This window comes from Micromonospora sp. NPDC050495 (assembly GCF_040655175.1).
Taxonomy (GTDB): Bacteria; Actinomycetota; Actinomycetes; order Mycobacteriales; family Micromonosporaceae; genus Micromonospora.
In genome coordinates this window covers 1-9,129 of sequence record NZ_JBFAJK010000096.1, presented here as the reverse complement: position 1 = coordinate 9,129, position 9,129 = coordinate 1, and the positions used below count along the sequence as shown (strand labels likewise).

Sequence of the window (9,129 nt, the reverse complement as noted above, 5' to 3'; positions counted from 1 at the left end):
GGGCGAGGGTGACCGGCGCAGGGATCAAGCCTGACCGCCCGGAGCCGGTCACCCTCGCCCCCAGCCCTAACCGCAACCAGCAACAAGCCCAGCCACCCACGAACGCAGAGCAGCGGAACCTCAGGACCCCGCAGCAGACCGCCCCGACGCCGACCCGCCCGACCGCCGCCCCCCGACGATGTCGAGAACCCCGGCCACCAGCGCCAGCGCGATGATCCCGGCGGCCAGCAGCAACGCGTGCCGGAACGCGGTCGCCCAGTCGCCCCGGGTGTCGGCGAGGGTGGAGAAGAAGAGCGCGCCCACGCCCGCGATCCCGGCGGCGGAGCCGATCCGCTGCCCGGTCTGGAGCATGCCGGCGCCGCTGCCCGCCTGCGGCACCGGCACCTCGGACAGGGCAAGGGTCTGGTTCGGTGCGATGACCAGGCCGCTGCCGAGGCCGGCCAGCAGCAGCGGCAGGGCGGTACGCAGGCCGACCGAGTGGTGTGGGTCGCCGCGCAGCACCCAGAACGTGGCGAGCAGGCCGGCCACGACGACGAGCAGGCCGGTGGCGACCAGCGGCCGGCCCAGCCGGGTGACCACCCGGCCGCCGACGGCGGAGGCGGCCGCGGAGCCGAGCGCGAACGGGGTGATGGCCAGGCCGGCGGCGAGCGCGCTGTAGCCGAGGCCGACCTGCAGGTAGAGGGTGAAGATGAAGAAGATCGCGGTGAAGCCGGCGAAGTAGATCAGGCCGATCAGCGATCCGAGGGTGTACGACTGCAGCGCGAACAGCCGCAGGTCGAATAGGGGTGGGCGGTGTCGGGCGTACCAGCGCTCCCAGGCGGCGAAGGCGGCCAGGAAGGCCAGCCCGATCGGGATGAGGAGCCACTTCCACGGGGTCTGCCACTGTTCCCGCTGCACCAGCGGCAGCAGCACCAGGGTCACCCCGATGCCGAGCAGCAGCACGCCGACGGGGTCGAGGCGGTGCCGGTCGGGTTGCCCGGTCGGCCGGCCGGGCAGCAGCCGCCAGCCGAGCAGCACGGCGACAATGCCGACCGGGACGTTGACGAAGAAGACCCAGCGCCAGCCGTGCTCCTCGCCGCCGAACTGGATGAGCAGCCCGCCGAGCAGCGGGCCGACGGCGGTGGAGATGCCGATGGTGGCGCCGAGCACGCCGAACGCGCGCCCCCGCTCGGCGCCCCGGAACAGCTGCTGGATGACGCCGCTGACCTGGGGGTTGACGACGCCGGCGGCGGCACCCTGGACGAGTCGGGCGATCACCAGCCATTCCGGGGAGCGGGCCAGGCCGGCCAGCGCGCTGGTCACCGTGAACAGGGTCACCCCGACCACGAAGCCGATCCGTCGGCCCCGGGCGTCGCCGAAGCGTCCGGCGGGCACCAGCACCAGGCCGAAGGTGAGGGCGTACCCGGACAGCACCCATTGCAGGTCGCTGGGGGTGGCGTGGAGCGCCCGGTCGATCGAGGGCACCGCGACGTTGACGATGCTGACGTCGAGCAGTGTCATGAACGCGGCGACCAGGCCGACGCCGAGTGCCTGCCAGCGCCGCCGGCCGTCGTACCCGGCGGGTAGGTCCGCCGGCGTCGACGACCGGTCCGCGCTCACCGTGCTCTCCGGGGACCGTCGATCACGCATCCCCGATCGCTACCCGGCGGCCCGTGGGGCAAACCGGGCGGGTCACGCCAGCTGGTGGGCGCACCAGCGGGGACCGAAGTCCAGGCCGGCCATCGGCGAGTCCTCCCGGTGCAGCAGGCCCCGCTCGGTGAGCTGGTGCAGCGGCTCGCGCAGCTCCTCCTCAGGCATTCCGGTCTCTTCGGCGATCGTGTCGGGGTAGGGGACGTGGCCCCGCACCTCCAGGGCGACCACCGCCTGGTAGACCCGTTCCTCGACCGCAGACAGCCGTACCTGCTGCATCGTTTCCCTCCTCGGGGTGATCCGCCCGACCGGCGGGCGGTCAACGCCCGGCGGTTACCCCTCCGGCGTCCGATGATGCCCACCCGTTCGCGGGATCCGGCGGCGCGGCGCGCCGGGCGTCCCGGCCGGGCCGGTGCCCTAGGCTGCACCAGTGATCATCTGGGATCTCGTCGTCGTCGGCGGTGGGCCCGCCGGCCTCTCCGCCGCCCATGCCGCGGCCTGCGCCGGTGTCCGCACCCTGGTGGTCGAGCGGGCCACCCACCCGCGCTACAAGACCTGCGGGGGCGGCCTGATCGGGACGTCGCTGGCCGAGGTGGCGGGCCGGATGGAGGTGCCCGCCGACGACCACGTCGACCGGGTCACGGTCACCCGGGACGGGGGACGCGCCTTCACCCGCCGGCACTCCGGTCCGCTGCTGGCCATGGTGCGCCGGGAGGAGTTCGACGACCGGCTGCGGGCGGCCGCGGTCGCCGCCGGGGCTGAGGTCCGCGAGGGCGTGGCGGTCCGCGCGGTCGAGCAGGACCCCGACGGGGTACGCCTGCGACTGGCCGACGGGGAGGTGGTGCGGGCCCGCGCGGTGATCGGTGCGGACGGCTCCTCCGGGGTGACCGCCCGGCACGTCGGGGTCACCTTCCGCCAGGTCGACCTGGGGCTGGAACTGGAGTTGCCGGTGCCCCGCGCCGAGCAGGACCGCTGGCGCGGCCGGGTGCTGCTGGACTGGGGGCCGGTCCCCGGGTCGTACGCGTGGCTGTTCCCGAAGGACGACCGGCTCACCATCGGCGTCATCGCCGCCCGGGGCGAGGGCGAGCGGACCCGGGCCTACCTGCGTGACTTCGTCGCCCGGCTGGGCCTGTCCGGGGTCACCCCGGAGCACGACTCGGGCCACCTGACCCGGTGCCGCGCCGACGACGCGCCGCTGCGCCGGGACCGGGTGCTGGTCGCCGGTGACGCGGCGGGCCTGCTGGAGCCGTGGAGCCGGGAGGGGATCAGCTACGCGCTGCGTTCCGGGCGGCTGGCCGGCGAGGCGGTCGCGGGCGGCGACCTGGCGGCCTACGAGCGGGAGGTGCACCGCCAGTTGGTGCCGACGATGCGGGCGGGGCACCGGCTGCTGGCGGTCTTCGAGCGGCGGCCCGACGTGTTCCATGCCCTGCTGGCCAGCCCGCCGGGCTGGCGGATGTTCGTCCGGTTCTGCCAGGGCCGGACCAGCTTCGAGCGGACGCTCGCCCGGTGGCCGGTGCGGGCCGGCCTGGCCCTGGTGGACCGGCTCCCGCCGTGGCGGCCCGCGGCGGATCGAGCCGGCGCGGCCGCCCGCTGACCCGCCGGGCCGCCGGGGCACCCGCGCCGCGCCGGCGACCGTGCTGGGCGCCCGTGGGCTCAGGGCACGATGACCGCCCGACCGTGGATCTCGCCGCGGCGCAGCAGGTCGTACGCCTCCGGCGCCTCGGCCAGCGGGAAGGTCTGCACGTCGGCGCGGAGGACACCGTCGCGGGCCAGCGCGATCACCTCGCGCAGTTCGGCGCGGGTGCCCCAGAACGGCACCTCGACGCTGGTCTCCAGCGGCAGGGTGGGTGGCTCGTCGGCGACCGGGCGGACCGGCAGGGTGCCGCCCGCGAGGCCGACCAGCAGCACCTGGCCGCCGCTGGCGACGACCTGCCGGGCGGTGGTCAGGGTGGGGTCGGCCCCCACGAAGTCCAGCACCACGTCCGCCCCGTCCGGCGGCGAGCCGACCAGCGTCCGGATCCGGTCGACGCTGTCCGGCCCGGCCTGCACCACGTCGTGCGCGCCGAGCCGGCTGGCCAGGTCCAGCGCGGCGACGCTGGTGTCGACCGCGACGATCCGTACCGCCGTGGTGGCCACCAGCAGTTGCACCGCCATGTGCCCCAGCCCGCCGATCCCGATCACCACACAGGTCGTGCCGGGCCGCAGCTTCTCCCGGGCCAACTGGATCGCGTGGTACGGGGTGAGTCCCGCGTCGGTCAGCGGGGCCGCCTGGGTGAGGTCCAGGTCGCCGACGCGCAGCAGTCGGGAGGCGGGCACCACCACGTATTCGGCGAGCCCGCCGTCGCGGCTGAGCCCGATGCCGCCGACCGGGATCTCCCGGCACTGGTTCTCGTTGCCGCGCAGGCAGGCCCGACAGTGGCCGCAACCGATGATCCCGTACACCGCGGCCCGGTCGCCGGCGGACCAGCCGGACACCCCCGCGCCGAGCGTGTCCACGGTGCCGGCGATCTCGTGGCCGAGCGTCATCGGGGTGGGGAAGAGCCCGGCCGGCGCGTCGAGGATGTGCAGGTCGGAGTGGCAGGCGCCGACCGCGCCGACGCGTACCAGCACCTCACCGGGGCCGGCGGTCGGGTTGGGCACCTCCACCTGTTCCAGCACCCCGGGGGCGGTCATCCGTACCGCGCGCATCGTTCGCCTCCACCTCGTCGACGGTCCGGCGCGCTTACCCCTCCCGCCGGCCTTGATGCCGGGCGCACAATGTCGGTCATGAGCGAGCCGACCGAGTCGTTCACCGACGAGGAGTACGCGTTCCTGCGGCACGTGCGCTTCGGCGAGCTGCCGCCCGCGGTCCGTCCCGAGGAGCAGGTGGCGTTGACCGAGACGGACCCGCGCCGGGACCGCCCGGAACCGGCCGGCGACCCCGACGAGTGGACGCTGCGGCACGGGGCCGGCTGAGCCCGTGCCGGAGACGGCCGACGGGCCCCGGGTGCGGCACCCGGAGCCCGTCGACGCTGGTGGAATCAGAAGACCGGTACGCCCTCGCGGACCAGCTTCCAGTTCGGCACGTAGAAGTCCTTCGGCCGGATCTCGCCCTTGGCCTGCGCCCAGTCGATCAGCAGCTGGCGGATCTCCTGCTGCTGGTTGTAGACCTGGGTCTTCACGATGCCGGGGAAGTTGCCGCCGCCGCTGCGCCGGTAGTTGTTCACCGCCACCACGAACTGCGCGTCCGCGGGGACGGGGGTGTCGGTGCCCGGCAGGACCAGGCGGGTGATCCGCTGGCCGACCGGCTTGGCGATGTCGATGTCGTAGTCGAGCCCCGAGATGACGTCGTAGTTGTAGTCCGGGACGTTCGGGTCGTTGATGTTCGGCAGGTCGATGGTCTGCCCGACGGCCCACGTCTTGAAGTACTTCGCCGAGTACTCCAGGTACGCCTTCACCTCGGCGCCGGTCATCACGACCGCCTCCAGGGTGTTGTCGAACACGTACAGCCCGGCCACGTCCCGGATCCGCACGTCGCCGGCCGGGAAGACCGCGGTCCGGCTGAACGGCGACGCCTGCGACAGCACCGGCAGGTCGGCGTACGCGGTGCCGGCGAGCGCCGCGGCGACCACCTCGGCCTGGACGTGGTTGATGAAGTCCAGGATCGGGGTGTCCCGGTACCGCGACTCGACGGTGGACAGCTCCTCCACCGACTGCGCGACGACGGTGTTGACGTACTCGACGGTCTTGGCGTGCTGGCCGCGCACGGCCGCGAGCACCACCGGGTCCTCGACCACGGTGTTGGTGTTCAGCGTGGTGGCCGACTTGGCGACCACCTGCCAGCGGCCCTCGACCCGGCTCAGGGTGAAGTCCATCCGGGTGAGGCGCTGGCCCCACTTCGACGGCTCCGAGGTGAGCACCTGCGCGCCGGTGGCCTTGTTCGTGACGAACTTCTCCGGGACCTCGTTGTGGGCGTGGCCGAAGAGGATCGCGTCGATGCCCGGGACCTGCTCGGCGATCAGCGCGACCGGGTTCTCGTTCGGCAGTTCCGGGCCGTAGCTGGAGGTGCCGCTGTCGCCGCCGTGCGCGGAGATGATGACCAGGTCGGCGCCGCGCTCGCGCATGACCGGCACCCACTTGGCGGCGGTCTCGATCATGTCGGCGAAGATCAGCTTGCCCTCGACGTTGGCCCGGTCCCAGATGGCCACGCCCGGGTTGGTCAGGCCGAGGATGCCGACCTTCAGCTTCGGCCCGCTGTGCCCGCCGAGCCGGACCTCCTTGATCACGTACGGCAGGAAGGCCGGCTTGCCGGTCTTCTCGTTGATCGCGTTGGCGGCCAGCGCCGGGAAGCCGAGCTGGCTGATCCAGGTGGCCAGCAGCGGCAGGCCGTAGTTGAACTCGTGGTTGCCGAGGGTGACCGCGTCGTACTTGAGCACGTTCATAGCGTTGGCCATCGGGTGCGTCTCACCGCTGGTGGTGATCGGCTCCTGCTTGGCGTAGTAGGTGGCCAGCGGGGTGCCCTGGATGGTGTCGCCGGCGTCCAGCACCAGCGTGGCCTTGCCCTTACGCTCCGCCCGGATCTGGTTGACCAGGGTGGCCAGCTTGGCGACGCCGACGTCGTTCTGCTTGCTGTCGTCGTACTCGGCGTCGCGGTAGTAGTCCCAGTTGTAGACGTTGCCGTGGGTGTCCGAGGTGCCCAGGACGGTCAGGTCCCAGGTCTTCGGCCCGTTGGCCGTCGCCCCGGCGGCCCGGGCGGGAGCGCCGGCGAGCAGGGGCGCGGTCGCGGCGGCGGCCGCGACGGCCAGCACCTGACGGCGCGAGGCGCCGGAGGAGGAGGTCATGACGTGCCTTTCCATGGGGGTGGATGCGCCTCGTGGGCGCCGTTGCGCACCATAACGACCCCTGGTCACCGGCGCCACCTCGCCCCGAGGTGTGTCACTCCACCAGCGCCGGCGGGCCACCGGGCGTAACACGTCGGTCGCCGGCCGGTCGTTTCCCGGCCCGGCCGCAGGGTAGGGCCAGTGCCGACGCACCGCGGCGAGGCACGAAGGAGACCCCCGGTGAGCGAGGACCAGTACACCCGGCAGGACCCCACCGAGCAGTACGGCCAGCGGCAGGGCCAGCCGCCGCAGCAGCAGTCCGCGCCCGGCTCCGAGCAGGAGATGGGCCCGAAACCGGACCACGGCGAGGAGTCGTACCGGGGCAGCGGCCGGCTCTCCGGCAAGCGCGCGGTGATCACCGGCGGTGACTCGGGGATCGGCCGGGCGGTCGCCATCGCCTTCGCCCGCGAGGGCGCCGACGTGCTCATCTCCTATCTCGGCGACGAGGAGGAGGCCGACGCGCGGGAGACGGTGCGCCTCGTCGAGCAGGCCGGCCGCAAGGGTGTCGCGGTCCGCTGCGACGTGCGGGAGGAGGCGAACTGCCGGAACCTGATCGACCGGGCGCTGGCCGACCTGGGCGGCATCGACATCCTGGTCAACAACGCGGCGTTCCAGATGTCGCAGGACGACGGCCTAGCGGGGATCAGCACCGAGCAGTTCGACCGGGTCTTCAAGACCAACGTGTACGCCATGTTCTGGCTCTGCAAGCTGGCGCTGCCGCACCTGAAGGACGGGTCGACCATCATCAACACCACCTCGGTCCAGGCGTTCAACCCGTCGCCGCAGCTGCTCGACTACGCCACCACCAAGGCCGGCATCGCCAACTTCACCAAGGCCCTCGCGCTGGACCTGGCCGACCGGGGCATCCGGGTCAACGCCGTGGCGCCCGGCCCGATCTGGACCCCGCTGATCCCCGCCACCATGCCGACGGAGAAGGTGAAGCAGTTCGGCACCGACACCCCGCTGGGCCGCCCCGGGCAGCCCGCCGAGCTGGCCCCGGCGTACGTCTTCTTCGCCTCCCAGGAGTCCAGCTACGTCACCGGGGAGATCCTCGGCGTCACCGGCGGCAAGCTGACCCGGTGAGCCGTCGCCCGCCCGGCGGGGGGGCGCCCGGAGCAGCCGGGGGAGGGGCGTTCTGGCCGGGCCGCCGGTCAGCGGGGCCAGGCGGCCATCCGGTGGCGCACCTCGGCGATCCGGGCGGCGTCCAGGCCGTACCGGGTGAACCGGCGGTCCGGGACGGTGTCCAGGTAGCGGCCCGCCGCCCGGACGTCGTCGAGGTCCAGCGCCGGGTCCACCTGGCGGGCCAGCTCCAGCAGTTCCGCCACCGCGTACCGGTCCAGCGCGGCGGAGACGTCGATGTAGTCGCGTACCTCCCGCCGGTTGACCAGCGCGGCGGTCTTGTTGGCGATCAGGTCGCGGACGTCCATCACCGGGCCGAGGTCCATCACCACCGGGCTGCGGTAGCGGTCGAGCCGGGCCAGGCTCAGCCGGATCTGCCGGCCGTCCCGGCTGACCACGAAGTCCCGCATGTCCCGGTCGAAGCCGTCGAAGAGCTCGCCCAGCTCGCTGTCCGGATCGGCGTCCACCACCTGGTAGCCGGCCCGCTCCAGGGCAGCCCGCACGCCGGCCGCCGCCGCGGCGGCGGCCCCCTCCACGTCGGCGAAGAGGTCCACGTCCTCGGTGGGGCGGGTGACCAGGCCGTGCGCCGCCCAGGCCACCCCGCCGCCGAGCACGAAGCGGTGCGGGCCGGCGGCGGCCAGCGCCACCCGGGCCACCTCGCGGTAGAAGTCGTGCAGGTGGGTCACGCGGTACGCAGACCCCGGTGCCGGCTCTCCCAGGCCAGGCGGACGCCCCGGGGCAGGTTCAGCCGCCGCCACACCCGGCGCAGCGTCCGGCCGTCGACCAGGGTCCGCAGGTCGTCGACCCGGGTGGTCTCGCGCAGCACGTTCTCGTACATCCAGAGCAGGTCGTCCGGGTCGGCCAGGTCGAAGACCCGCTCGCTGCTCCACATCAGCCGCACCGGCAGCTCCACGACGCCGCGGGTCGGGCCGGTCAGCTCGGCCAGGGTGCGGGGCACCACGGCGGGACGCCCGGGACGGGCGAGGTGCGCGGTGGTGACGGCCGACATGGTGTCAGGGTAACCCCTGTCCGTCGTTTTCCCTCCGCACGACGTGCACCCTCCGGGCCGTCTGGCCCGGCCTCCCGGCGTGGGCACCCGGGTGGTTGCGGTCGCCGGCCCGGCTTTTCGGCGGTGAGTGGAACGTCATTGCTGTCTCCGGCGTCCGGAGGCCTCCATGGCGTTCCACCGACCGAGTGACCGGCAGGCCGGCACCGGGCGGCCCTGTCCGGTCCGTCCGGTTCCGGGGGTGGTCCGGTGGCACCGTGGCGGGCGGAAACGGCCGGCAGCGCCACGGTGACCGCCGTCACCGGACGCCAGCGGAAGAGGAACGGACCCCGTACCGTTGTGCAGAGCGTCGGTGTGACCAGTGTCCCCGGGCCTCACCTAATTTGCCTTCGCGGAATACCGTCCGGCTGGAGCCGCGTCGCGCCACTCGCCGAGAGGCGACCTGCACACCGACGCCCAGCGGCGGGCCCGGCCCCCCGCCCCGGGGGGCCCGGGTTTGGGGTTGCGGGGTTTTGT

General features: G+C 73.6%; 9 protein-coding genes. 3 read left to right on the top strand and 6 right to left on the bottom strand.

Going from position 1 to position 9,129, the window contains the following annotated elements; translation table 11 throughout:
- Window positions 1-120: 120 nt before the first annotated feature.
- Together AB0I11_RS33830 and AB0I11_RS33825 are read right to left on the bottom strand one after the other, a co-directional pair.
- Window positions 121-1,629, bottom strand: coding sequence for an MFS transporter (locus AB0I11_RS33830; protein WP_357329943.1), 1,509 nt, complete (start codon window positions 1,627-1,629; stop codon window positions 121-123).
- 42 nt (window positions 1,630-1,671) lie between these two features.
- On the bottom strand, window positions 1,672-1,908 hold the full coding sequence (locus AB0I11_RS33825; RefSeq protein ID WP_357329941.1) for a hypothetical protein: 237 nt from the start codon (window positions 1,906-1,908) through the stop codon (window positions 1,672-1,674).
- A 151-nt stretch (window positions 1,909-2,059) separates the two neighbouring features.
- Between AB0I11_RS33825 and AB0I11_RS33820 the strand changes: the two genes are divergently transcribed.
- Window positions 2,060-3,223 carry a geranylgeranyl reductase family protein gene (locus AB0I11_RS33820; RefSeq protein ID WP_357329939.1) on the top strand — a complete coding sequence of 388 codons (1,164 nt, stop codon included), beginning with the start codon at window positions 2,060-2,062 and terminating at the stop codon, window positions 3,221-3,223.
- A gap of 59 nt (window positions 3,224-3,282) precedes the next feature.
- On the opposite strand, the gene AB0I11_RS33815 is transcribed toward AB0I11_RS33820, so the two are convergent.
- Window positions 3,283-4,317: an NAD(P)-dependent alcohol dehydrogenase gene (locus tag AB0I11_RS33815; RefSeq protein ID WP_357329937.1), complete on the bottom strand. Its 1,035-nt coding sequence runs from the start codon at window positions 4,315-4,317 to the stop codon at window positions 3,283-3,285.
- 78 nt (window positions 4,318-4,395) lie between these two features.
- Between AB0I11_RS33815 and AB0I11_RS33810 the strand changes: the two genes are divergently transcribed.
- Window positions 4,396-4,584, top strand: a complete 189-nt coding sequence (locus AB0I11_RS33810) for a hypothetical protein (protein ID WP_357329935.1) — start codon at window positions 4,396-4,398, stop codon at window positions 4,582-4,584.
- Window positions 4,585-4,649: 65 nt separating this feature from the next.
- Here AB0I11_RS33810 and AB0I11_RS33805 read toward each other — a convergent pair whose 3' ends face one another.
- Window positions 4,650-6,449 carry a 5'-nucleotidase C-terminal domain-containing protein gene (locus tag AB0I11_RS33805; protein ID WP_357329933.1) on the bottom strand — a complete coding sequence of 600 codons (1,800 nt, stop codon included), beginning with the start codon at window positions 6,447-6,449 and terminating at the stop codon, window positions 4,650-4,652.
- Window positions 6,450-6,668: 219 nt separating this feature from the next.
- On the opposite strand from AB0I11_RS33805, the gene AB0I11_RS33800 reads away from it, so the two are divergent.
- Window positions 6,669-7,571, top strand: a complete 903-nt coding sequence (locus AB0I11_RS33800) for an SDR family oxidoreductase (RefSeq protein ID WP_357329931.1) — start codon at window positions 6,669-6,671, stop codon at window positions 7,569-7,571.
- 68 nt (window positions 7,572-7,639) lie between these two features.
- Here AB0I11_RS33800 and AB0I11_RS33795 read toward each other — a convergent pair whose 3' ends face one another.
- A complete protein-coding gene (locus AB0I11_RS33795; RefSeq protein WP_357329929.1) occupies window positions 7,640-8,293 on the bottom strand; it encodes a nucleotidyl transferase AbiEii/AbiGii toxin family protein in 654 nt (217 codons plus the stop codon).
- A complete protein-coding gene (locus AB0I11_RS33790) occupies window positions 8,290-8,616 on the bottom strand; it encodes a hypothetical protein (RefSeq protein WP_357329927.1) in 327 nt (108 codons plus the stop codon). The genes AB0I11_RS33795 and AB0I11_RS33790 overlap by 4 nt, the downstream gene beginning before the upstream one ends.
- Window positions 8,617-9,129: the final 513 nt, after the last annotated feature.

Excerpts from the sequence above, each read along its gene's own strand:
- AB0I11_RS33790 (WP_357329927.1), bottom strand. The coding sequence starts at position 8,616 with ATGTCGGCCGTCACCACCGCGCACCTCGCCCGTCCCGGGCGTCCCGCC.
- AB0I11_RS33825 (WP_357329941.1), bottom strand. The coding sequence starts at position 1,908 with ATGCAGCAGGTACGGCTGTCTGCGGTCGAGGAACGGGTCTACCAGGCG.
- AB0I11_RS33810 (WP_357329935.1), top strand. The coding sequence starts at position 4,396 with ATGAGCGAGCCGACCGAGTCGTTCACCGACGAGGAGTACGCGTTCCTG.
- AB0I11_RS33830 (WP_357329943.1), bottom strand. The coding sequence starts at position 1,629 with ATGCGTGATCGACGGTCCCCGGAGAGCACGGTGAGCGCGGACCGGTCG.
- AB0I11_RS33805 (WP_357329933.1), bottom strand. The coding sequence starts at position 6,449 with ATGACCTCCTCCTCCGGCGCCTCGCGCCGTCAGGTGCTGGCCGTCGCG.
- AB0I11_RS33815 (WP_357329937.1), bottom strand. The coding sequence starts at position 4,317 with ATGCGCGCGGTACGGATGACCGCCCCCGGGGTGCTGGAACAGGTGGAG.